21 protein-coding genes are annotated in these 23147 nt (G+C 60.6%); 14 read left to right on the top strand and 7 right to left on the bottom strand.

Annotated features, from left to right (window positions below):
- Positions 1–85: 85 nt before the first annotated feature.
- The gene (locus AC3YOG_RS09355) at positions 86–643 is read right to left on the bottom strand and encodes a DUF2924 domain-containing protein (protein WP_489934856.1); all 558 of its coding nucleotides are present in this window, start codon (positions 641–643) and stop codon (positions 86–88) included.
- Between the two features lie 725 nt (positions 644–1368).
- Between AC3YOG_RS09355 and AC3YOG_RS09350 the strand changes: the two genes are divergently transcribed.
- Positions 1369–1578 carry a ParB N-terminal domain-containing protein gene (locus AC3YOG_RS09350; RefSeq protein ID WP_489934855.1) on the top strand — a complete coding sequence of 70 codons (210 nt, stop codon included), beginning with the start codon at positions 1369–1371 and terminating at the stop codon, positions 1576–1578.
- 53 nt (positions 1579–1631) lie between these two features.
- The gene (locus AC3YOG_RS09345) at positions 1632–1874 is read left to right on the top strand and encodes a hypothetical protein (RefSeq protein ID WP_489935267.1); all 243 of its coding nucleotides are present in this window, start codon (positions 1632–1634) and stop codon (positions 1872–1874) included.
- Between the two features lie 278 nt (positions 1875–2152).
- Here AC3YOG_RS09345 and AC3YOG_RS09340 read toward each other — a convergent pair whose 3' ends face one another.
- The 3 genes from AC3YOG_RS09340 to AC3YOG_RS09330 form a co-directional block, all read right to left on the bottom strand.
- Positions 2153–2524, bottom strand: a complete 372-nt coding sequence (locus AC3YOG_RS09340; RefSeq protein WP_489935266.1) for a hypothetical protein — start codon at positions 2522–2524, stop codon at positions 2153–2155.
- Between the two features lie 52 nt (positions 2525–2576).
- Positions 2577–2912, bottom strand: coding sequence for a hypothetical protein (locus AC3YOG_RS09335; RefSeq protein ID WP_489934854.1), 336 nt, complete (start codon positions 2910–2912; stop codon positions 2577–2579).
- Positions 2913–3235: 323 nt separating this feature from the next.
- Positions 3236–3400 carry a hypothetical protein gene (locus AC3YOG_RS09330; protein WP_489934853.1) on the bottom strand — a complete coding sequence of 55 codons (165 nt, stop codon included), beginning with the start codon at positions 3398–3400 and terminating at the stop codon, positions 3236–3238.
- A 64-nt stretch (positions 3401–3464) separates the two neighbouring features.
- Between AC3YOG_RS09330 and AC3YOG_RS09325 the strand changes: the two genes are divergently transcribed.
- From AC3YOG_RS09325 to AC3YOG_RS09315, 3 genes are all read left to right on the top strand, one after another.
- On the top strand, positions 3465–3641 hold the full coding sequence (locus AC3YOG_RS09325) for a twin-arginine translocation signal domain-containing protein (RefSeq protein ID WP_489935265.1): 177 nt from the start codon (positions 3465–3467) through the stop codon (positions 3639–3641).
- A gap of 6 nt (positions 3642–3647) precedes the next feature.
- Positions 3648–4043 carry an ABC transporter substrate-binding protein gene (locus tag AC3YOG_RS09320; protein ID WP_489934852.1) on the top strand — a complete coding sequence of 132 codons (396 nt, stop codon included), beginning with the start codon at positions 3648–3650 and terminating at the stop codon, positions 4041–4043.
- Positions 4044–4180: 137 nt separating this feature from the next.
- A complete protein-coding gene (locus AC3YOG_RS09315) occupies positions 4181–5005 on the top strand; it encodes an ABC transporter substrate-binding protein (RefSeq protein ID WP_489934851.1) in 825 nt (274 codons plus the stop codon).
- A 142-nt stretch (positions 5006–5147) separates the two neighbouring features.
- Here the strand turns inward: AC3YOG_RS09315 and AC3YOG_RS09310 are convergent, their stop codons facing one another.
- Positions 5148–7328 carry an alpha-amylase family protein gene (locus AC3YOG_RS09310; protein ID WP_489934850.1) on the bottom strand — a complete coding sequence of 727 codons (2181 nt, stop codon included), beginning with the start codon at positions 7326–7328 and terminating at the stop codon, positions 5148–5150.
- A 271-nt stretch (positions 7329–7599) separates the two neighbouring features.
- On the opposite strand from AC3YOG_RS09310, the gene AC3YOG_RS09305 reads away from it, so the two are divergent.
- The 5 genes from AC3YOG_RS09305 (at position 7600) to AC3YOG_RS09285 (ending at position 15642) form a co-directional block, all read left to right on the top strand.
- A complete protein-coding gene (locus tag AC3YOG_RS09305; protein ID WP_489934849.1) occupies positions 7600–9216 on the top strand; it encodes an ABC transporter substrate-binding protein in 1617 nt (538 codons plus the stop codon).
- 77 nt (positions 9217–9293) lie between these two features.
- Positions 9294–11858, top strand: a complete 2565-nt coding sequence (locus tag AC3YOG_RS09300) for a hypothetical protein (protein ID WP_489934848.1) — start codon at positions 9294–9296, stop codon at positions 11856–11858.
- A gap of 71 nt (positions 11859–11929) precedes the next feature.
- Positions 11930–12865, top strand: coding sequence for an ABC transporter permease (locus AC3YOG_RS09295; protein ID WP_489934847.1), 936 nt, complete (start codon positions 11930–11932; stop codon positions 12863–12865).
- Entirely contained in the window at positions 12865–13749 is an 885-nt protein-coding gene (locus tag AC3YOG_RS09290; RefSeq protein WP_489934846.1) for an ABC transporter permease, read from the top strand. The genes AC3YOG_RS09295 and AC3YOG_RS09290 overlap by 1 nt, the downstream gene beginning before the upstream one ends.
- A 21-nt stretch (positions 13750–13770) precedes the next feature.
- Complete coding sequence (locus AC3YOG_RS09285) at positions 13771–15642, top strand: ABC transporter ATP-binding protein (RefSeq protein ID WP_489934845.1); 1872 nt, start codon at positions 13771–13773, stop codon at positions 15640–15642.
- A 2-nt stretch (positions 15643–15644) separates the two neighbouring features.
- Here AC3YOG_RS09285 and AC3YOG_RS09280 read toward each other — a convergent pair whose 3' ends face one another.
- Positions 15645–16748 carry a LacI family DNA-binding transcriptional regulator gene (locus tag AC3YOG_RS09280; protein ID WP_489934844.1) on the bottom strand — a complete coding sequence of 368 codons (1104 nt, stop codon included), beginning with the start codon at positions 16746–16748 and terminating at the stop codon, positions 15645–15647.
- A 166-nt stretch (positions 16749–16914) separates the two neighbouring features.
- On the opposite strand from AC3YOG_RS09280, the gene AC3YOG_RS09275 reads away from it, so the two are divergent.
- Complete coding sequence (locus tag AC3YOG_RS09275; RefSeq protein WP_489934843.1) at positions 16915–17700, top strand: IclR family transcriptional regulator; 786 nt, start codon at positions 16915–16917, stop codon at positions 17698–17700.
- Positions 17701–18833: 1133 nt separating this feature from the next.
- Here the strand turns inward: AC3YOG_RS09275 and AC3YOG_RS09270 are convergent.
- Positions 18834–19700, bottom strand: coding sequence for an alpha/beta hydrolase (locus AC3YOG_RS09270; protein ID WP_489934842.1), 867 nt, complete (start codon positions 19698–19700; stop codon positions 18834–18836).
- A 169-nt stretch (positions 19701–19869) separates the two neighbouring features.
- Here AC3YOG_RS09270 and AC3YOG_RS09265 point away from each other — a divergent pair, with 169 nt between their 5' ends.
- Genes AC3YOG_RS09265 through AC3YOG_RS09255 form a run of 3 tightly spaced genes read left to right on the top strand, consistent with a single transcriptional unit; the run spans position 19870 to position 23106 of the window.
- Positions 19870–20547 carry a GntR family transcriptional regulator gene (locus AC3YOG_RS09265; RefSeq protein ID WP_127752705.1) on the top strand — a complete coding sequence of 226 codons (678 nt, stop codon included), beginning with the start codon at positions 19870–19872 and terminating at the stop codon, positions 20545–20547.
- A gap of 56 nt (positions 20548–20603) precedes the next feature.
- Positions 20604–22115 carry a sugar ABC transporter ATP-binding protein gene (locus AC3YOG_RS09260; protein ID WP_489935264.1) on the top strand — a complete coding sequence of 504 codons (1512 nt, stop codon included), beginning with the start codon at positions 20604–20606 and terminating at the stop codon, positions 22113–22115.
- Complete coding sequence (locus tag AC3YOG_RS09255; protein WP_489934841.1) at positions 22102–23106, top strand: ABC transporter permease; 1005 nt, start codon at positions 22102–22104, stop codon at positions 23104–23106. Before AC3YOG_RS09260 ends, AC3YOG_RS09255 begins: the two co-directional genes overlap by 14 nt.
- Positions 23107–23147: the final 41 nt, after the last annotated feature.

The following is a 23147-nucleotide window of genomic DNA, read 5'->3' as shown; positions in this document are numbered from 1 at the left end:
CACCGGGATCCAACCCTCTGGCTTCTGGCTGGTGATGTATGCGTGGCAGGCTTCCCGCGGGCATCGAGCGAGTTGAAGGCCATCTCTAAGCCCCTCTTCGGTCGATTTGCGGGTGTAAACCGCGCAGCGCAGCCGACGGACAACACCATCCCTCATGGCTTGCTCCTCTGGTTCTTAAAAGTCCAAAGAAGGTCCAGCCGTTCCAGCGGGTGCCGGTAATGCGGCGAGCGATGGCGGAGAGCGAGGTATAGGGAACACCAAGATAGTCGAAGCCCTTGTCGGTTACAGTGACCGTGTGCTCGACACCCTGCCATTCGCGCAGCAACTGGGTACCCGCAATCGGCAGCAAATTGGCTGACCGTTTCCGCACCTCAGCCCGGCCACCATCCAGTTCCTCCCCGAGTTGCTCCAGGCGCCGAATGGCCTCGGGCTTGAGCCCGCCATACACCAGTTCCTGGATGCGGTAGGTGAGGCGGCTCTCGAGGAACTTGCGGTTGTAAGGTGGTGGTTCGGTACCGAACAGGGTCCGCCACTTGGTCTTGAGGTCTATGAGAGACAGGGTCTTGAGTTCTGCGATCTGCGCCAGAACGCTCTCGCGCTGCCCGTCATCCGCATTCCTAGTCTTCGCTGCAGCAACACTCATGCACGCACTCCCGGTTGGTTCTGGGGCACACACATGCGTGGAGTTCGGGACCTATCCAGCCCAAGATCTGCCGACTGCCGAGAGAGTTTGGTTGATTGTGCCGCTCGCAGCCGAACCAGGCCAAGCGACAAGATCTCTCTCACCTCGGCAATGCGCTCCTGGGCTGTCATTCTGTTGGGGTGCAGCGGGTTCATCTGGTGCCTCCGGTTGGAAGCAAGATGCCCATGGCCAGCTAGCCGCACAAACAAAATCAGGTACTTAGGGTAGCGGTGCGGCTAGGAGCCAGTACCTGAACAGTTCCGGTCCTCGGCTTACCGCCATGCCGATTTCCGAAGCGTAGCCGCAGGCAGTGACTACACGCGGGGAAGCTCGCACAAATGGGCGCTCACGCCTAAACGGCGATGGCTGCGAAACCTCAAAATTCATCCCTATGCTCACCTGCTTAAGAACCGTCCCCTGTTCACTTGGACCAAGCCCGGGACGGCGTTCATCGCGCACTTCATCGGAATTTCCACTGGCTGAAAATATGACAGGTCGGTAGTGCTTCAGTCCGAAAAGTCGCTGAAAAAATTACCGCCCCTTGAGGACGCGCTAAACAAGGCATTTCTGTAGTTGCCCTATATGTGAGCTCTAAACGCACGCGAAAACAAATTTGACGGGCAGGCATTTCGCGCAGCCATTCGTGCCTCTGAGCAATATGTCGTTGCTACATAGTGTTAGCCCAAATGCTAGACTCGGAAGATGACACATCAGAGCCCTACGACTGCCGCTCGGCCGCGGACAAGATCGAGCGAAGTCCCGTGGCGGAACTGGTGCCCTACGTTAGGAACGCCCGCATCCATAGCCCCGCCCAGATCAGCAAGATTGCCGCTGCCATCCGAGAGTGGGGCTGGGCCAATCCGATCCTTGAGGAGGTGCCCGTAATGGTTGCCTAGGGCAGGACCAAAGCCCAGCGGCGCGCCTATGTTCTTCTGACAGTCGGCTAGCCCTGGATGCGGGCTGGGACGAGGACCTGCTGAGGAGCGCGCTAACCGACCTTGGCGAGTTCGGCTTTGACCTGCTGCTGACCGGGTTATCAGAGGCGGAGTTTGGCAAGCTGCTGCCCAATGTGGTGGAAGGTGACGCCGACCACATCCGGGCTGTACCTGAGCAGCCGGTGGGCCCGCCGGAGGATCTAGGGATCCGGCGTGATCATCACATCATCTACGGCGACAGCCCAATCTTGATGTAGTCGCCGATTAGTCGTTGGCGTCAAGCCTCATCTGATGGTGACCAACCCACCTTATGGTGTAACCATTCGGTGACTCCGTTCCTCGCAAAGCCAGCTCTAGTGCCGTTTGAAAAGCGACGCTCCAGCCAAAATTTGGCATCACGTTTTGTTATCATGGATCCTGCTCCGTCTGTTTGTCCACCACTAGTGCCATCCGTCTGAAAGTTCTTCCACTTGCTCGGGCGTAAGCAATCCGTGCAGCAACCAATTGGCAATGTGCTGCGACGAAATTCGCAGCGTTACCCGGTCTCGATCAGCGCCACATTGTCGATGTCGGCACCTTGAAGCAGCCGATGCCCTGGTCGACCCAGCGTACCACATAACCCAGCATGCTCTGCCCATTGTTGTTGAGTTCGCGCTCCACATCCTGGGACGAAAGGTTGCGCCCCCTGCAGCGGCAGCGGCGGGACCGCGTCGAGCGCCGCAGCGGCCCGGCTTTGCAGGTCGTGCAGCACTCCGGTTACCTCCACTTGGTGATAGTGCGTGGCATGCATCACGGCGGCGGCCGGGGAGGGGGCCCATGCGGTACTGGCCCCCGACTTAGGATGACCGATCTTGCTGGCCAGCATCTCGGCCAAGTTGTCGGGCAGCGCCCACATGCCATGGCCAATCTGCGCCTTGCCGCTGATCCCGCCTTTAGCCCCCTGGTCGACATTGTTGTTTTCATACGCGGCCAGCTACACCGCATCTTTGATGGTCGTGCCACCGCCTCGAGGATGATGTCGCTGATTTCGGCTGGGCTGATGCGACCGGTGGGCCTCTTCGGATCAAAGACAATTTCAACATGCAGCCCACTATGGGCAAACAACAGGCCCCCTCGGCCTGGCCCCAAAATTGGCAGGGGTCGGCCAGGGAAGCGCCGCTGCCATCGGCCAAGACCACCTGTACTTCGGACCCGGCCACTGTGTAGCTTTTGGCGCCGGCGTGCTGTCCCGCACTCAGCGAGATGGCGAGATCGAGAAACGCGACAGGCCTTGCCACCACTTCGATCCCACGCACAGGTTATAATTTTTGCCGGAAGCCAGCGCTCCTGAACGGTGCACGGAAACGGTGCCATAAAGCGCGTCGTGAAGGCTGCCCAGCGCCCATCTGCGGCGTTGATTGCAAACCGTGCATTGCTAACCGGCACCACCAGTTGCGGCCCGGCCATGCTGGCAATTTCTGGGTCAATATTTTCCGTCTCGATGGCGAACTCTGTTGGTGTCGGGTCTACGTGGCCAGTCTCTGCCAGGAATGCACGATAGGCATCCTCATTCCAGTCCTTGCCCTTGCGCGCCAGTGCCAGCGCCAGTCGTCGAGCTGCCCTTGCATCGGGAACGCGTCTACAATAATTGGCGATTACACGGCGCGAGATCCCTCAGCATCGTCGCATAATGGCGCCCGAACTGTTCTGGCGACACCGGAGTGCCCGCTGCGATTTCATTTTCGATCAGGTCATACATTACGTGGGCAACCCGCATGCTGGGGCGCGCGACATAGCTTGTCATGTCTACCACTCCCGCTTTGCCGTGAGGCTAGAGCAGGCAAGCCAGCCGGGTCGACGCAGGGCGGCTGGCTTTTTCACGATGTAGAATTCAAGTCCGGGTCAAAGGCGCGGCACTAAGAAGACGTTTTCTGATCAATGCCGGTGCCGCTAGCGCTGCGGCGGGCATCGGCCTGCATAGCGTGTTGAAATCTGATAGATCGCCCAGTTATCCCCCACGGGCAGCCCGGTTTGCTGGGGATTGACCCCGGTTGGAGCGCGAGGGGCGAGCGCGACGGTCACCACGTCGCCTGCGCGAAGGCGGTGGGCATGTAGCCCTCAATCCGGACCGCAAGTTCGCCACCCGCCCAGAGGATTTCGAGCCCAGCCTGGCCGAAAGCTGGGAGAGCTCGAAAGACGCCAAGACCTGGATCTACACGCTGCGTCAGGGCGTCCATTTCCACAAAGGGCAGGGCAAGATGACTTTGGAAGACGTGGCTTTACCTTCGGGGCGGCATTTTGACCCCGAGATCGCCCGGGCGGCAAGGTCGATTTTACCACCATCGCGAGCGTCGAGACCCCCGATGGCTACGGTCATATTCACGCTCGAGCGGCCGACCCTCTGTTCAACGGCGCTGCCATCTCGACCCTGCCAGCCTCCATTCTGAGCAAGAAGGCGTTTGAGGAGAAATGGGAGGAGTTCAACTTCGATCCTGTGGGCCGGCTCCTACCAGGTCGAGAGCGTCAACGAGACCACCGGTATCACCCTGGCTGCATTCCCCGAGCATTTCGGTGAGCAACCGGCATGCCGAAACTCATCGTCTCGTTCATCGCCGATACAACCGCCCGCACGCTGGCCTTCGCCTCGGGCGAGGTCAACATGGTCGAGGGCGTCCGCTCGCCCGGCTGGATACCGTCCATGCAGCAGCGCTCGGCCGACACCATCTTCGACGCCACGGTGCCGGGCAGCATCAACATGCTGCACCTGAACCTGACGCGCGAGCCCCTCCGGGATCTGCGCATCCGCCAGGCCATTCGCTATGCTATCGACAACGAAGCGCTGGCCTCCGCCTACGGCCTCTTGGCCAAGCCGATGGTGGGCATCATCGCCTCGGAATTCGAGGGCTCGGTAACCAAGGAGGAGCTGCCGCCCGAGTTGCAGTACAACTACGATCCGGAGAAGGCCAAGGCTCTGCTTGCCGAGGCGGGCTTCCCGAATGGCCTGGAGATTTCCTGCTATACCAGCCAGCGCGAAGATTATGCCGCCATCATGTTGATGATCCAGGAGCAGCTGCGGTCGGTCGGCATCAACCTGGTACTCGACATCATCGACCATACCGCCTTTCACGCCGAGAACCGTCTCGACAAGAACGCCATGCCGCTCAATTCGTCCAGCTATGGACCGGTGCCGCTCAACGTGTTCCTCCAGCAGGTTTCGGCCGGCGCCGAAGTCAAGGCGGACGATACAGGACAGGGCAATTTCAACCATTATGGCGTGACCATGCCCGGCATCGACGACCTGTGGCCAAGGCTCAGGACGAGCCGGATTTTGACAAGCGCACTGCGATCGTCAAGGAGATCGAGAAAAAGCTCCTCACCGACTTGCCGGTGTTGGGTATCATCACGCTGAGCTACTTAATCGCCCGCAACCCGCGCGTAGATCTGGGTTTCCCGATCGAGGGGGGGCTATGCCTACTGGCCGCTGAACAAGGCCCGCCGGACGACCTGAGAAAGGGCGGTGCGCCAACCAGCGCACCGCCACTCAAGTAGCGTCAGCCGATGATCGCCACTTCATGGTCGAGAATTTGCTCGACCGTAAAGACCAGTTCATCCCCCTCGCGCGTAGGGGTGACGGCTTTTCCGCTTACGCGCAGGTCCACCGACTGTGCAGGCCCGTCGGTTCGCACCCGCACCGTGACCGGACCGATCGGCACCAGATCGTACTGGCGTCCCGGTACCCGCGACAGAAGGAGGCGGTTGTTCAGGTGCAGGATGTGTCGCTGGCCCTGCCGATAGAGCTCTGCTGTCACAACGCCGTGGCCCCCCGAGAGCGTGACCTTGGACATATTCCCCAGCGCCCAGCGTACGGCATTGGCCAAGAGCAGCCCATGCTCGAACGCTTCGTCTCGGGCAAAGCAGCGATCGAGGTCGGCGACAAACCAGACCAGCTTGCCGCCCGAGGGCGCGGTCTTGACCGTTATGGCCGCCAGATCGGTCTTGGGTTCGCGCATCCACGAGGTTTCCGGCGGAAAGATCGGAAAGTCCCGGATATAGGTGGCTAATACCTCGACGTCGTCGTCCACGCTCATCACCGGCAACCAGCCACCAAAGGGCAGGGTGTCGGTTTCTTCAAGGCCAGCAAAGATGGGATGACGCTCCCCCTTGGCGGCAGGCGCCGTTACGTCTCTCGGCCCATAAACGTCCGCGCGATTTTCCGGCACCAGCCGCAAGTAGCTGTGACGCGACCATTTCTCGATATTGGGATCGATCTTGCCCGTGTCGCCGCGGCTGCCTTCGCCCCGGTGCAGGCCGAACAGCTTGGCTAGCGCCAGATCATCGCGTGCATCGCCATAGGTAGACACAACCGAGGTTTCCCCGGTGGCAATCACCGACCCGCCCGCGGCCACATAGGCTTCGACATGGGCTAATTGCGCGTCGCTCAGGGCGCCCATATTGGGGAGCACGATCACCCCGACACGGTCGATCGCGGTGGCAACGTCGTCGGCGTGCAAGGGCAGATAGGGGATCCCCGCGCGGTCCATGGCTTTGACCACCCCCTTGTAGGGCGCCATGGTCCTTTCCTTGGCATCGTCGCGGCCGAAGTAGTCGTGGTTCTGCTGGGACCACACGATACCGACGTCGGGCCGGATTTCACGGTTGACCAGGATATCCTGATTATCCTCATGCCACATGAATATGGGTTCGGCGGTGGTATATTGCCGGCGATCCTCGTGCAGCGCGCCGATATGGTGCCACCAGGGCTGGATCCCTCCGGCAAACCCCGAGGTCGCCCACAGGCGTACCTCCGGCTTAGGCATGCTGGACAGGCGGAACGCGGGTTCCCCCAGCTGGTATTGCGGCATCGATTCGGGGATCAGCTTGTCCCAGCCCGCCATCTCGTGCAGGCGCTTGCCCGCTTCGGTGTTCTGCTCGAAGCCATCGAAATGGTTACGGCGCTGATGGTCCAGCATCACAATGGCGCACTGCGCCATGATTTGCTGCAGGTCGATGAAGCGCTGCGAATTATAGAGCACCTCACCCCCGATCATGCCCATCCAGGCACAATCGGGCCCGCCAGCGGCGGTGGTCACGCGGTTGTTCAGGGCCCACAGATCCGTACGGCGCTGGAAATTCCAGCGGATCCAGTCCCGGTAGCCGTCGTCGGACCAGTCATGGCTGCGCGGCACCTGCTTTCCGGCTAACTCGGAAAACTGGCTCTGGCAGTTCTCGCAGTAGCAGATCTTGTCGCGCGGCAGGCCGGCCCAGCTGTTGTCGGCAAAGCCATCTGGATGGCTGCGCTCGATGATCTCCTCCATGACGCCAGGCAGATACTCGGTGTAGTAGGGCGAGCCGATGCACGTCACGAACTTGTCGCCCTGGGTATAGGGTTCACCGTCTATGTCGCGGCAGATCCAGTCGGGATGGGCTTCGTAGAAGTCTTGCGCAACCCGATTTGAGTCCATGCGCGCGATGACCTTGATGCCGTCCTCGCGGGCAAGCTTGACGATATCACCGTAAAGGTCGCGTCCACCGAGCTTTTCGGCACGATGGTGGAGCGGAAACTTGGATGGGTAATAAGCGACGATCCCGCCGGCATTGACGATGATACCCTGCACCCGCGTCCGCGCCCAGTGTTCGCGCCACCACTGGGCGTCGTAGCGCTCGGGGTCACACTCGACGAGATTGGTCTGGCCCCAGCGCAACGTCGTTTTATACCATGGTTCGGCGCTCATCGATGTCCTCCGCTCAACGCTTACGATCGAGCCGAAGGCCTAGCGCAAACTCTGCGGGTGGGCAGGGCCCGGCGTAACGTCTTTCCGCGATGTGGAAGGTATTTCGGCAGCTGGAGATCCGACTTCCACCATGCGGAAAATGCAGCAGTACTTCCCTTGACCGGTTTTTTCCGGCGGCGCTACGGTGACCCGATAGGGACGTCTGCACGCTCACTGCACCTGCCAAAAAGGGCGGGAGACAGCAGCGACGGCCCACAAAGGGAGGTTGAATATGCAGGTCACTAGAAGACATTTCATTGGCGGCGCAGCGGCCACCATGGCGGGACTGAGCCTTGCATCAGTCATGACAGGCCACGCATTCGCGCAAGGGACAGACACATTGCGCGTCGGCTTTGCCGCCCGCGGGTTGCGCACCATTGATCCGCACAAGTCAATCCAGGGCGTCGACAACTGGGCCATTATCGCGATCTACGACAAACTGGTCGATTTGCCGCGCTGGAGCTTCCCGGCCACTCAAGATGAACTTGTGCCGCGCCTGGCGACCAGTTGGTCCGGCTCGGAAGATGCCAAGACCTGGACGATCCAGCTACGGGAGGGTGTGCAGTTCCACAAAGGGTACGGCGAGATGACGTCGGAAGACGTCAAGTTCACCTTTGATCGGGCAACGGACGCACCGCGAGTAGGGGGTGTTCGCGCCAAGTTCACCAATATCGCCAGCGTCGAGACGGACGGGCCCTATACAGTCATCTTCAACCTCGAGCAGCCCGACCCCCTGTTCATGCTGGGTGCGCTCAGCGACTATGACGGCGCGGTCATGAGCAAGAAGGCCATTGAAGAAAAGGGTGAGGAGGCCATTGGCACCGACCCGATCGGCACCGGCGTGTATTTCCTGGAAACCACCGCTACCGATCCTTCCCAAGGTATAACGCTCGCTGCCAACCCCGACTACTGGGATACTCCCGCCGCGACTCCCAAGCTGCAGCTGCTGTACATTGCCGACACAACGGCCCGTACCCTAGCTATCCTGTCGGGCGATGTTCACATCATCGAAGGCGTACGGGCGCCGGGGTGGGCCGATTCCATGAAGCAGCGGGATCCCAACTTGCTCTTCGATGTGGTCAGCCCGGGCAGCTTCTTTACGATCCAGTTCAACCTGACCAAGCCCCCGTTCGACGACATCCGGGTGCGCCAGGCCTTGTTCTACGGCATCGATCGGGATGAGATTACCACGGCGATCGCGCCCATTTCCAAGCGCACCTATGGTCTCAATCCTCCGTCCTTTCCAGGCGGGTTCACCGCGGAAACCATACCTCCCGAGGTTGCTTACAATTACGACCCCGAAAAGGCCAAGGCACTGCTTGCCGAGGCTGGTTTCCCTGATGGCCTGAGCTTCACCAACGACACCTCGCAGCGTGAGGACTTCTCGGCCATCATGCTGATGATCCAGGACCAGCTGCGCCGGATCAACGTCAATATGGAACTTAACATCAAGGATCATACGGCCTTCCATGCCGACCAGAACATCGGCACCAACACGCTAAGCCAGCAGTCGTCGGCCATGCCGCCCGTGCCGACGCAGGTTATTCTCACTTATCTGCCCGCCGAAGCGGAAGTCAGAGCCGACGGCAATGGTGGCTCCAATATGAGCCATTACGGGGTGACCATCCCAGGCATCGATGATTTGCTGGGCCAGGCGCTCGCCGAGCCCGACCTCGACAAGCGCATCGCCATTGTCCAGCAGATCGAGGTCAAGGCACTCGCCGATGCCGTCATTCTGCCGGTTTCAAACAACGGCTTCATGATGGTGCGCTCCAACAAGGTTGATCTCGGGTTCCCTGTAGAATCCGGGTACGTCAACTGGCCGCTGTCGCAGGCCAAATTCGTCTAGACGAACACAGCATCGCGGTTCCGGGGAAGTTCTTCTCCGGAACCATCGTTCTTGCGTCTCCAGAAGGCATTTGGTTCATGAGCGCGGCTCCATCCATATCAATTATCGTTCCGGCATCGCTCAGCGATGCCGATGGCTCCGTAGCCTGGGCCTCGGGCCAGCTGCAGTACGCGCTCCGGCAGCGCGAGGTGACGGCCGAGATCGGCGCCATGGACAACGCCGCCATCACCATCGAAGTTGTAGCGCCTGGGGCCGGCGCTCCGCACTATCCCCAGGTCGCCGAAGCCATGGTGCTCGAGCGCGATAGTGATAATATTCGTGTTTGGGGCTATGATACCCGCGGTCTGGTCTATGCCTTGACTGAACTGGCCGACCGCGTCCGCACCGCGGGCACCGCAGATCTGTTTGCTGGAGAATTCCCGCTCGTCGAGCAGCCGACCGCCAGAATTCGATCCATGGCACGCCTCTTCTGCGCCGAGGAAGAGGACAAGGTCTGGTATTACGACAAGCAGCAGTGGCGGGATTACCTGTCCATGCTAGCCTCGAACCGGTTCAACCGTTTCTCGCTTACCTTGGGCATGGGCTATAACTACCCCTACCACAATCCCTGGATCACCGACGTCTACTTCTACTTCCCCTATCCGTTCCTGCTGCAGCTCGAGGGGTATGCAGTCGACGTTAAGGAACTGAGCGTCGAAGAACGCGAGCACAACCTCGAGATGCTCAAGTTCATCGGCCGCGAATGCGCCCGCCGGGGCCTCGAGTTCCAACTGGCCCTTTGGACCCAGCGTTATGATTTCGACGACGTCCCTCGCGCCAACTATACCGTCCGCGGCGTCACCGACGAGAACCTCGCCCCCTATTGCCGCGACGCCATCACTGCGCTGCTGACCGAGGTCCCCGAAATTACCGGCCTGACCTTCCGCGTCCATGTCGAGGGCGGTATTGCCGAAGGAGAATATGGCTTTTGGGAGGAAGCGTTTGCGGGCGTAGCCGCGGCGGGTCGGCCGGTCGAGATCGACATGCACGGTAAGGGTCTCGATCACAAGATGATCGACATCGCCCGCCGCTCCGGCATGCCGGTCGCTGCCTCGCCAAAATACCTGGCCGAGCACATGGGGCCCCCCTATCATCAGTCCGCCATCCGCAACAAGGAATACCCGCCCGAAAGCGCCAAGAGCGAACGCGAGCAGCTCAGCGAAGGCTCGCGCAAATTCCTGCGCTACTCCTATGGCGACCTGCTGACGAAGGACAAGGACTACAAGGTCATCTACCGCATCTGGGCCGGCACGCAGCGCGTGCTGCTCTGGGGCGATCCGGTGTTCGCCGCCGGCTATGGCAAGAGTTCGATGTTCGCCGGGTCGGATGGGGTCGAGTGGTGTGAGCCGCAGAGCTTCAAGGGCCGCATGGGCACCGGCATGGCGGGCCAGCGCTTCAACTATCAAAAGCACGGCCTGGCCGCCCGGCAGGACTGGCGCAAATACGACTATCAATACCGCGTCTGGGGCCGACTGCTCTACAACCCCGAGGCCCCTCGCCAGAGCTGGATGCGATGGCTTGAACATGAATGCGGCGATGTCGCGCAAGCTTGTGAGCAGGGACTGTCATGGGCCAGCCGCGTGCTGCCACTCATCACCCTAGCGCACGGTCCATCGGCATCCAACAACCATTACTGGCCCGAGATCTACACTAATCTGGGTTTGATCGAGGGCTCCGGCAAACGCGCCTATGGCTTTGACATGGAAGGGCCAACCCGCTTTGGCAACGCCCCCACATTCGACTCCGCGCTGTTCGCCTCCCCGCGCGAATTCGCGGAGCTGCTTCTGGCGGGCAAACCTAGCCACCGCTATACCCCCCTCGACGTTGCCGATTGGCTCGACACCATGGCCCAGGGCTGCGAGGACGCCTTGGCCGCCGCGCGCGGTGCTGCGGACTTTGGCCACGCCGAACCGCAGCGTATCCAGATCGACGTTGAAATCCTGGGGGGCATCGCCCGTCATTTTGCCGAGAAGTTCCGTGCATCCTGTTGGGCGGAACTCTTCATCGCCAGCAAGGCAACGGCACTCATCGAGCCGATGATCGACCATGCCAAACGCAGCGTCGCCGCCTGGCAGCGGCTGTCTGCCGTTTCGCGCGGCGTTTATCATGATGATCTGACTTATGGCCCGCAATCCTGGCTGCGCGGCTCCTGGCATGCCCGACTTCCCGAGATGGAGGCCGAATTGCTCGACCTGGAAGCCCTACGCGGCTTCGGTGGCACTGAATCGGTACCAGCTACGGCAGCGGTAGACTCTGCCATTGCGGCGCTCAGGGCACAGCGGCTCACCTCGGCCGACACGTCCATCAAGGTGCCCGTTGCAAGCTTCACAGGCGGCGAGCCGATGACGATCTCGGTGCCGGCTGGAGCCGATGACCTCCCGATCCTGCACTACCGCCACATCAACCAGGCGGAACGCTGGAAATCCATGCCCATGGCGGCTGGCAACGATGGCTTCTCGGCCACGATCCCGGCCGATTACACCCGGTCCGATTTCCACCTGCAGTATTTCATCAGCTTCCAGCGCGATGGCCGATCCGTGCTGGTCCCGGGCCTTGAGGCGAACCTGGCCAACGAGCCTTATTTTACGGCTTTGCAACGATAATCAAGAATGGCCGCAGCGCGCCCTCGGGGTATGCTGCGGCCAAAACGCCGAAGAATCGGTGGGAGGTGAAGATGGCGAGATACCTGTTGCTGCGGCTGGCCGACGCCGTGCCCACCATATTTCTTGTTCTGCTGCTGGTGTTCATCGCCATGCGCATCTTGCCGGGTGACCCCGCCATCGCCGCGCTGGGCGACATGGCAACCGCCGAACAACTGGCCCTTTTCCGTGAGCGCATGGGCCTGAACAATCCGCTCTGGCTGCAGTTCATCAATTTCGTCAAAGGGGTGTTCACCCTCGACCTGGGCACCTCGATGATGAGCAATCAGAATGTGGTTGGCCTGATCCTCTACAATCTGCCATACACCATCGAGCTCACCATCGTCGCCATGCTCATGGGGCTGTTGGCCGGCGTGCCGCTCGGCGTGCTTGCAGCCACCAACCGCAACAAATTGCCTGACGGCGCGGTGCGCGTGTTTTCACTGGTTGGCTATGCCATCCCCGACTTCTATCTCGGTGCATTGCTGCTTATCACCTTTGCGCTGAACCTTGGCTGGTTCCCGATCAATGGCGGCGGCACTGATTTCGCGAGCCGCATGTACCATGTATTCCTTCCCGCACTAACCTTGGCTTTCGTCAAGGCAGCCTTTATCGGGCGGCTGACGCGTACTTCACTGCTCGAAGTCCTCAGCAAGGACTATGTCCGCACCGCCCGCGCCAAGGGCGCCAAGGAGGGTAGGGTGATCTATCGCCACGGCCTGCGCAACGCCTTGCTGCCCCTGACCACGGGCCTCGGCCTCAGCACGCTCGCCACGCTCTCGGGCTCGGTCGCAATTGAAATGGTCTTCAACCGTCCCGGCATTGGCAAGCTGCTGATCAGCGCGATCGCCGAGCGTGATTACGCTGTCATTCAGGGTGGCGTCGTCGTCTTCGCCATGTTCGTGGTGGTCATCAACCTCCTGATGGACCTCCTCTATATTGTCGTCGATCCGCGCATCAGGATGAAATGATGACCACACTTTCAGAGACTTCGTCACATCTGCTCGCCCCCGAGCCGTCGATCTTCCAGAACATCAAATCCGTGCTGTTTGGGCGGCCGGGAACGATCGTCGCCGTTGCGATCATCGCAGTGTTGATCGTCGTGGCGGTCCTGGCCCCCGTGCTCGCCCCATATGATCCGCTGACCCAATCCATGCTCAAGATCAATCGTACGCCGAGCTGGGAGAACTGGCTCGGTACCGACCAGTTTGGTCGCGATGTGCTCTCGCGCATGATCTACGGTTCGCGCAACTCGCTGATCTTCGGGCTGATCTCGCCCTTCTGCGCCGCCTTGATCGGCACCACACTCGGTGTCATCGCCGGCTACTTCGGCGGCATCGTCGACCGCGTCATCTCGCGCGTCGTCGATCTTCTTCTCGCGTTCCCCGAACTGCTGCTCGCCATCATGATCGCCGCTGTGCTCGGTGGCGGGTTCTGGAATGTCATCATCGTCATCACCATAGCCTTTGTCCCGGGCTTTGCCCGCGTCGCCCGGGCGCAGACCCTGTCGGTCAAGAACGAGCCTTTTGTGGAATCCGCGATCTCGGTCGGCGTACGGACGCCGACCATTATCTTCCGGCACATCATACCCAACATCATGGCTCCCATCGTGGTGCTGATGATGCTGTGGGTTGCCTCCGCCATTCGCCTCGAAGCCTCGCTGAGCTTCCTGGGCATTGGCACGCAGGCGCCCAATCCAAGCTGGGGCAACATAATCAAGGACGGGCTCAACAACATCTTCGGTTCGCCCTGGCCGATCATCGGGGCCGGGGCAGCTATCACCCTGGTCGTCCTGGCTTTCAACCTCGTGGGTGACGCCGTGCGCGATGCGCTCGACCCGTCCACCTCGCAATAATGATGCCACGGGAGCACATCCATGAGTGATATTGGCATCGCCGAGATTTCCAACCGAGCACCACAAACTGCCGAATCGGTGCTTAGCGTCACTGACCTCAAGACGTCCTTTCAAACCAAGTCCGGCTCGATCGAGATCGTCAAAGGCATCTCCTTCGAGATCGGCGCCCGCGAAACCCTCTGCGTGGTCGGTGAATCAGGCTCGGGCAAGAGCGTTACCGCCCTCTCCATCATGCGCCTGCTTGATCCTACTCAAAGCCGGATCACTGGTTCGGTTAAGCTAAGCGGACGCGAACTGCTGACGCTTTCCGAACCTGAGATGCGGACGGTTCGCGGCCGCCAGATCGGCATGATATTCCAGGAAGCCCTGACCAGCCTCAATCCACTCGCCCCCGTCGGCAAGCAGATCGCCGAAACCCTAATTATCCACGGCCAGATGGACGGCGCCGCGGCCGATGCCGAAGCTGTGCGCATGCTCGAGAAGGTGCGTATTCCCGCCGCCAAGGCCCGCGCCAAGGAACTGCCGCATAACCTCTCCGGCGGCATGCGCCAGCGCGTCATGATTGCCATGGCGTTGGCGTGCAAGCCACAATTGCTGATTGCCGACGAGCCTACCACCGCGCTTGACGTCACCATCCAGGCCCAGATCCTGCAGCTAATCAAACAATTGCAACAGGACGAGGGGATGGGGGTGTTGTTCATCACCCACGATATGGGCGTCGTCGCCGAGATCGCGGATCGTACAGTGGTCATGCTGGGCGGGCAGGTGGTGGAGCAGGGACCCACCGACGCCATATTCAATTCGGCACAAAGCCCTTACACGAAGACCCTGATTGCGGCCGTGCCCCGCTTGGGCTCGATGAAGGGCAACGGCCAGCCCGAACATTTCCCTGTCGTTGATCGCAAGACGGGTGTGCTGCGGGTGCCCGAAGCGCGGCCCGATACGGTCGATCATGCCAGCGGGCCCGTGCTTTCCGTCAAGAACCTGGTCAAGCGCTTTGACCTCGGGCACGGTTTCTTCGGCAAGGTGCAGGGTCGGGTGCACGCGGTCGAAGACGTTTCCTTCGATATCCAGCCGGGCGAAACCCTTTCGCTCGTCGGGGAATCGGGCTGCGGCAAGTCCACTACGGGTCGGGCCGTCATGCGTCTCACGGAGCCGCAGAGCGGACAAATCTCGATTGCCGGCACCGACATCATGGCACTCGACAAGGAGCGCATGCGTGACATGCGCCGCCATATCCAGATGATCTTCCAGGACCCCTTCGCGAGCCTCAATCCCCGCATACGCGTGGGCGAGGCGGTCGCCGAGCCCTACCTCACCCATCGCTTGGGTACCAGGGAGCAGGCCCGCGCCAAGGTGGCGGAACTCCTCGAACAGGTCGGCCTTGATCCAGACGTCGCCAATCGATATCCGGCCCAGTTCTCGGGCGGCCAGCGCCAGCGCATCTGCGTCGCCCGCGCGCTTTCGCTGGAACCCAAGGTGATCGTCGCCGATGAGTCGGTGTCCGGCCTCGATGTCTCCATCAAGGCTCAGGTGGTCAACCTGCTGCTGGACCTGCAGCAGAAGTTCGGCCTGTCTTACCTTTTCATCTCGCACGATATGGCGGTGGTCGAGCGCATGAGCCACAAGGTGGCGGTCATGTATTTGGGGGAAATTGTGGAGATGGGGCCCGCCGCGGCAGTCTTCAAAAACCCGAGGCATCCCTACACGCAGCGCCTGATCGCGGCCGTGCCGATCCCTGACCCCTCCCGCCGCAACCAGGTCCGTCAAATTTCTACCGACGAAATCAAGAGCCCTATCCGGGCCGCAGATTTCGTCCCCCCAAAGCGGACCTATACCACTGTGTCGCCGGGACATGTGGTGCAGGATTGGAGCAGCGACTGGAAGGTCTAGGCTTAGGCCAATTCACCAGCCACAACCGGCCGCAACGCACCACTGCGGTCGGTACTGGCGCGCTTCATCACCTCGAAGCCGAGATCGACAACTGCGTCACCAGCCGCACCGCCATCGAGCTGATGGCGCACCGCGAGCATGGCTTCGTAACCGCATTGCCAGCGGTGAATACGCACGCTGCTCATAGCCGGGTAGGCAGCCTCCATATAGTCGAAGTCGTTGAACCCGGCGATACCGACCTGTTGCGGCACCGATACACGGCGTGAATGGAGCGCGAACAGCGCCCCAAGCGAAAGCACGTCATTGTTGCAGAACACTGCTTCGACGTCTGGTCGCCGATCCAACATGGCGAACATCAACTCGCGCCCCATCACCGCTGTCGAGAACTGACGAAAATCCTGGACCGAACCACGGCTGGCCTGTGGGTTCTCATTCCCGATCTGGCCGATCAAATCGGGATCGAACAAGCCAGCTCCATCTAGGGCATCACGATAGCCGGCCATACGCTGCTTGGACCGGGCATTCATCCACCCCGAAAAGAACGCCACGCGTCGGTAACCCGCCTCGATAAGGTGTTGGGTCATGGCGAAGCCGGCGCGATAATGCGAAAAGCCGATCACCTTCTGGATTGGATCGTCGCACAGATCCATGATCTGGATCACGGGACACCCGGCATTTTCCAGCATCTTCCGGGTCGCTGCCGTTTGCTCCGTCCCTGACACGATGATGGCTGCAGGCCCGTGCCGCAACGCCGCATAGACCTGCAACTCTTCGGTCGCGCTGTCATAGCGGGTGTTGCTCAATTCAATTCGGAGACCACTGTCTTCAACACCATCGTAGATGCCGCGTAGCACGTCTGAAAAAATGTTCTGCGTCAACGAGGGAACAAGAACGCTCACCACGTCGGTGCGTCGAGATGCCAGCGCTCTCGCATTTAGGTCAGGGACATAGTTGAGTTCTTGGACCGCCGCTGCGATCGATTGCCCCAACGCTTCCGAGACCTTGTCAGGCTGCCGCAGGTATCGCGACACCGTAATGGCGCCAACGCCGGCCCGCGCCGCAACGTCTGAGATAGTGGGGCGTCCCCTTGAGCTTCGTCGTGCCATGCCGTTTCCGATTGTCCAGAGCCAATCGCGGCCCGAGGCACCAGATCATAACGCAAAACCCCACATTGACAATAAAATTGGTAGCGCTACCATGACAGTCGTTGACGTCCCGGAGGACGAGGTTCGCCTGGTCGCCATTTAGCAATCCCTGGGAGGAGGGGCTGGAATGGAAAAGCAACTCGATGGACGGGTGCAGTCGGTTGACCGTGCCATGCTACTGATGGAAACCCTCAGTCAAGCAGACGGGGGGCTTAGGTTAACCGACGTCTCGAAACGTACCAGTCTCTCGCTGACGACCGTGCACCGTCTACTTACGACACTCGAGCAGAGGAGGTTTGTGCAATTTCTGGCCGCCGACAATCGTTGGCACATTGGCTCGCACGCCTTTGCGATCGGAAACGCCTTCATCCGCGAGCGCAGTTTTATGGCTCCCGCCCAGCCCTACCTGCGCCGTTTACGTGATCAAACCAATGAAACCGCGAATTTGGGCGTGGTGGACAATGGCGAGATCGTTCTCGTTGACCAGATGAAAAGCCGGGAAATCACCCGTGCGATATCCCGCATTGGCGGGCGAACGCCAATGACAGCCTCGGGGATGGGCAAGTCGGTTCTGGCAGCATACTCCGGCGGAGAAGTGTCGTCGTTTCTCGCGCGCCACGGCATGCGTCGCGTTACCGCAAAGACGTTGACCTGCCGAGATGCGCTGCAACTCCAACTCGCCGAGATCCGGAGCGAAGGTTATGCGGTGGATGACGGAGAGTATGTCGCTGGGCTTCGATGTGTCGCCGCACCAGTTTATGACAGCCATGCGGAGGTTGTCTGTGCTCTCTCCATTTCAGGCCTGCCAAGCCGACTTGTAGGTTCGCGCATTCCAGTTCTTGGAAAGCTCGTCGCCAGCGCGGCAGCGGAGATGACACGCTGCCTAGGGGGCGTAGTCGGCCCAAAGATGTAAAATCTGCAACTCATTCAGGGGTCTTGTATGAAGGACAAGCTTCCGGTGGACACAATCGTAAGTCAGTGCTGTGAGGCCGGTCTGTGACCCGGAGCGAGAGGGGACGGGGCAACCTCGCCGCCGGCATTTTTCCGGTAAGGCGACATCCATTTTTGTAGTCATTTTCAGCTCAGGCAGGTTTTTGAACGAGCCGGCGTCGCCGCTGCAGGTTATTTTTTACGCTATCTTGGGGCATAATTACCAACGTTTCCTCGCGCTCATGCGCGGGTAAAACTGGGGTAGTCTCCAGAGCTCACAGCGGCCAACGCAGGTGTTCCGGGTTATGGCCGGCGCTTGGGTGGAGCAGCGGTGATCTTTGCGAACACGCGCATCCAGGTAGTGGGTGCCGATGCTATAAGCCTGCCGAGCGTCGTATTCGCAGTTGGGCTAAGCTTTATTTTTCTTCGACAAACTAAGCTTCCGCCAACTCGGGCCGGTATCGTGTGCTTGCCTGGGGCCTCTACCGTTATGTGATCGCGCTGCGCTCTGGTTGGATTTGATGCCAGCTTCTTTGTGCCAGCCGTAGTGGTGGTTGTAGGTGCTGCCTTTTTGCCGGACGCTGAAGGTATAATATTGACCGCCGACATGTCACATGATTGCCCATGCTAACGTAACTCGCGCTCCGTTATTGGCCTACGGCTAACCCGCTGACACAGTCCGTAGTGTGGCGAATTATGCCGGCGGGGCATTCCTGAAGAGCGTGTCGCCAAGGCTCTGACCATTAATCCCAAGACCCTGCGCCAGCAGGCGGCGGTGTAGGATGGCTCGAAACATTGGCAATGTCGGGACTTGTCCCAGCACGTGGCTCGCTGCCACGAGATCGAGACCGTAGCCAGGCGCAGCCACGGCGCCATTTCGGTGCTGGCGTGCTGAAAGGCTTGGACAGCCCTAGGTCAACGAATACCAGCCCCGCTAGTCGACGGCGCAACAGGCTCAACATCCATCCCGCCAAAAACAGCACGAAGGTAAGGCTGACGGGCTGCACGAACAGCCAGAAGATCTTGGACAGGATGAAAAACATGCGGGGCTAGATGCCCCGGAGCGGCAACGGAGTAAAGCGCTTCCCGCGCCACGTTGAATAAGTGGGGAGAAGTCTAGCCTATGGTGCTCTTGATGGCGGCGGTCAGGAGTTGGCCCACTGCGGTTGAGCCGACCCCGAGGTCAAGAGCTATGCTCATATGGTTGCTGTCCGGGATATCGATCCTTCTGGTTGGCACCTGCTGGGCAGCAAGCCGCGATTGCATCGCGTCTGCCTGGGAATGGAACGGCAGGGTTTCTTGCTCCCCGACCAGCAGCAGCACATCGCCGCCTGCACGATAGTTTCCCGAGAGAGGCGAGAATTTAGTGACCTCGTCCTCCATCAGGCCGATCATTGGCTGCAGAAAGGACGACCGCAGCGGCTTTAGGTCATAGATACCGCTGAGAAGGAGCGCGCTCTTAGGCGCTACTAGGAAATCCGCTTGCAGCAGCGTGCAGCACAGATGGGCGCCAGCGGAGTGGCCCGATACGCTCAGTTGGTTCGGGTCGCCGCCAAAGCGAGGTGTATTCGCTACAAGCCAATCGGCAGCGCGGCGGACCTGCGCTACAATCGTCTCCATGCGAACCGCTGGCATCAGGGAATAGTCCATAACAGCGGCGATGGCGCCGGCAGCGACCACCGTATCGGCAATAAAGGAGAAGTCGTCCTTGCTGAACATCCGCCAATAGCCGCCATGAATAAAGAGATGCACCGGCACCCGGGCGGCCGCGGGCGGTGGCAAAAACAGGTCGAGCTTTTCGTCTGGCTCGGGCCCGTACTCAAGGTCCAGTACAGCCCGGGGATTATGCCGCGCTAGGGCGCTGCGGCCGGCATATTCTTTCAGGTAGCCCTCAAAGTCCGGCACGTGATCGCGTGTCCGAAACAGGTCCTTGGCATCTTCCACCATCATTTCCCCAGCTTGCAAGTCATCCGTTTTTCGCACTGGCCACTTCCTATGCTGAGCCTCGTGTGCGCCCCGAGGCCACTCGGAGCAACTGCTGCGTCCGCAATCCAATATCATATACGATTGCATGTCGAGGTATGTCGTGCTAGCTGTTTGTCATTGCGAGGGGGAAGCAATGGCTCGGCACGTGCTCACGAGAGATGCGAAAATGGAGGCGGACAAAAGCGCCGCGCCAATCCCGCGCCCGATCAGTCTCGCCAACGAAGTCTATGAGGCAATCTTTTCCCAGCTGATGGCGCTCAAGATCGCGCCTGGTGCCCGCATCACCGTCGACAATCTTTCTCGCGAGCTTGGCGTCTCGCAGACTCCCATCCGTGAGGCCTTGGGGCGCCTAGAGGGTGAGGGGCTGGTCAACAAGACTCATCTCATCGGCTTTAGCGCCGCCCCACAGATCTCGGTTCGACAATTCGCCAACCTTTATGAACTTCGCCTTCTGCTCGAGCCTCATGCTGCCCGGGAGGCCGTTGCGCGCCTCACCGACAAGAACCTTGCTGCACTCACCGAAGCTGCGGGGGTTATGGGGCGGCGCGCCAAATCAGGCGATGAACGCGCGCGCTATTCGCAATTTGCCCGGCAGGACGCGGTGTTCCACGACATGATCGTCCAGACCGCTGGCAACGATCTGATCCGGGATACGCTGGCACACCAGCATGTCCACTTCCACATCTTTCGCTTGATGTTCCACTCGCGCGTCACCGCGGAAGCGCTGGAGGAGCACGAGGCGATTATTGCTTCGTTTGAAGCGCGTGACGGGCAGGCCGCAGAGCAGGCGATGCGGGCCCACATCGAGCGCTCGCGCGACCGCTTGCTGCCGGTTTTCGAATGACCGGGGTCGCGCACGCTGTGCTCCAGGATCGGGCGCAAACCACAGCGCAGCCGCTGATGCAATTGCAGGATCTCGGCAAAGCCTATGGCCCGATCACGGTGCTGAGCGGCGTTGACCTGGATATCCGCGCCGGGGAAATCCACGCCATTATCGGCGAGAACGGCGCTGGCAAATCTACGCTGATGCGCCTGGTTTCCGGGCATGTGGAACCCACCACCGGTACCATCACCTATCACGGTCAGCCCGCACACTTCAGCAAGCCGGTGCAGGCCGAAAATGCCGGCATTGTATTGGTGCATCAGGAGATCCTGCTCGCCGACGGTCTCACCGTGGTGGAAAACCTTTTTCTAGGCCGCGAACTCGGTCGCAACGGGCTGGTCGATGACGCGACCATGGAGCGCATCGCCGCCGAGCGGCTCGCGGCGATCGGCTGCACCGCTTCCCCCCGGGATTTGGTTCGCAATCTTCCCATCGCCCAGCGCCAGCTGGTGCAAATCGCCCGTGCCCTGCTCGAAGAGCACACCATGGTGATCTTCGATGAACCCACCGCGGTGCTCGCCGCCACCGAAGTCGAAACTCTGCTGGCGATCGTGCGTGGCCTACGGGACCAGGGCGCAGCCGTGCTCTACATCTCCCACCGCCTGGATGAGGTCGAAGCTCTCGCCGATCGCATCACAGTGCTCCGCGATGGCAAGAAGATCGGCACCTATCCCGCCGCTGATTTAACCCAGCAGGACATGGCCAACCTCATGGTCGGACGCGACCTGGCTATGCTCTACCCACACAAGCGCGGCCTCTCCACTGCAGCGCCGCTGCTCGAAGTCGAGCATGCCGATGTGCCAGGTTTCGCGCACGACATTTCCTTCGTCGCCCGCCCGGGCGAAGTGCTCGGCTTTGGCGGCATGATCGGGGCTGGGCGAACCGAGCTCTTTGAGGGCCTGCTGGGACTGCGGCCCGCCAAGACCGGTGCCGTGCGCGTCGGCGGCAAGAAGACCCATATCCGTTCGGTTGCCGATGGCATCGAGGCCGGGATCGGCTATCTGACAGAAGATCGCAAGGGCAAGGGTCTGCTGCTGCGGGAGCGACTGGCACCCAACCTGGTGCTGACGGCTCTGTCCTGGATATATCGCAAACCATATCTCGAGCAAAAGCTCGAAGATCAGCAGCTCGATCGCGCGGTGCAGGAATATGATATCCGCGTGCGCAGCCGCCAATTGCAGGCCGGTCAGCTCTCGGGCGGAAACCAGCAAAAGCTGCTGCTGGCCAAGATCATGCTGCTCAACCCTTCAGTCGTCATCATCGATGAGCCGACGCGCGGCATCGATATCGGCAACAAGAGCCAGATCTACACTTTCATCGACAAGCTGGTGCGCGAGGGCAAGTCCTGCATCGTCATCTCCTCGGAACTGCAGGAGCTGGTGGGCCTGTGTGACCGCATTCTCGTGATGCGGTCGGGCCGGCTCGTGGCCGAACTGGAGGGCGACGCCATCACCGAACATGCGGTGGTGCTTGCCGCAACAAGTGGCGGGACAACCGCCAGTTCAACTGGAGGAAATGCCCGTGGCTGAAATCAGTGCCGCATCACCGCGCGAAACCCTGCTCGGGCGCATCAACTGGGTGGATCTGGGTCCCTTCATCGCCTTGGCCGTCCTGGTGATCGTCGGTTTCCTCGTCAACCCCGATTTCCTCTCGCCCACTAACCTGACCAATGTCATTACCCGCTCGTCCTTCATCGCCATCATCGCGGTGGGCGCAACCTTCGTCATCTCCTCCGGCGGCCTCGACCTCTCCGTCGGCTCCATGGCAGCCTTTGTAACTGGCGTCATGATCATGTTCATGAACGCCCTCGTGCCCAGTCTGGGAGCAAATGCCATCATCGCCGGCATGGCGCTGGTGCTTTGCGTCGGTGCGCTGTGCGGGCTGTTCAACGGCCTCATCGTCACCATCGGCAAGATCGAGCCTTTCATCGTGACCCTAGGCACGATGGGCATTTTCCGCGCGCTCATCACCTTCATGTCCAATGGCGGCACGATCCCGATCGACCGCAGCCTGCGCGAGCCCTTCCGGCCCATCTATTTCGGCACTCTGGCGGGCATCCCGATCCCCATCATCGTTTCGATCGTCGTGGCTCTGATCGGCGCCTTCCTGCTCTACAAGACCAAGTTCGGCCGCCGCTGCGCCGCTGTCGGTGCCAATGAGGAAGTGGCGCGCTTTTCCGGCATTTCCATCCCCAAGATCCGCACCACCGCCTTCGTCATTCAGGGCGTTTGCGTGGCCATCGCCGCCATCTGCTACGTCCCGCGGCTCGGGGCCGCCACCCCCACCACCGGGCTCCTCTGGGAGTTGCAGGTGATCACCGCCGTCGTGATCGGCGGCACCGCCCTGCGCGGTGGCAAGGGGCGCATCTGGGGCACCATCGCCGGCGCCGTGATCCTTGAAATGATCGCAAATCTGATGGTGCTGTCCGATTTCATTTCCGAATACCTCGTCGCCGCGGTGCAAGGCGTCATCATCATCATTGCGATGCTCGTACAGAGGTTCTCGAAAGCGCAGCCGTAAAGCGACCGAACGGCTTGCACCTGCGAAAGGTCAAAGGGAGG

It is taken from the genome of Devosia sp. Z6_126, from assembly GCF_058133495.1.
The sequence above is the reverse complement of the archived record's forward strand: the minus strand, read 5'-3'. Positions and strand labels throughout refer to the sequence as shown.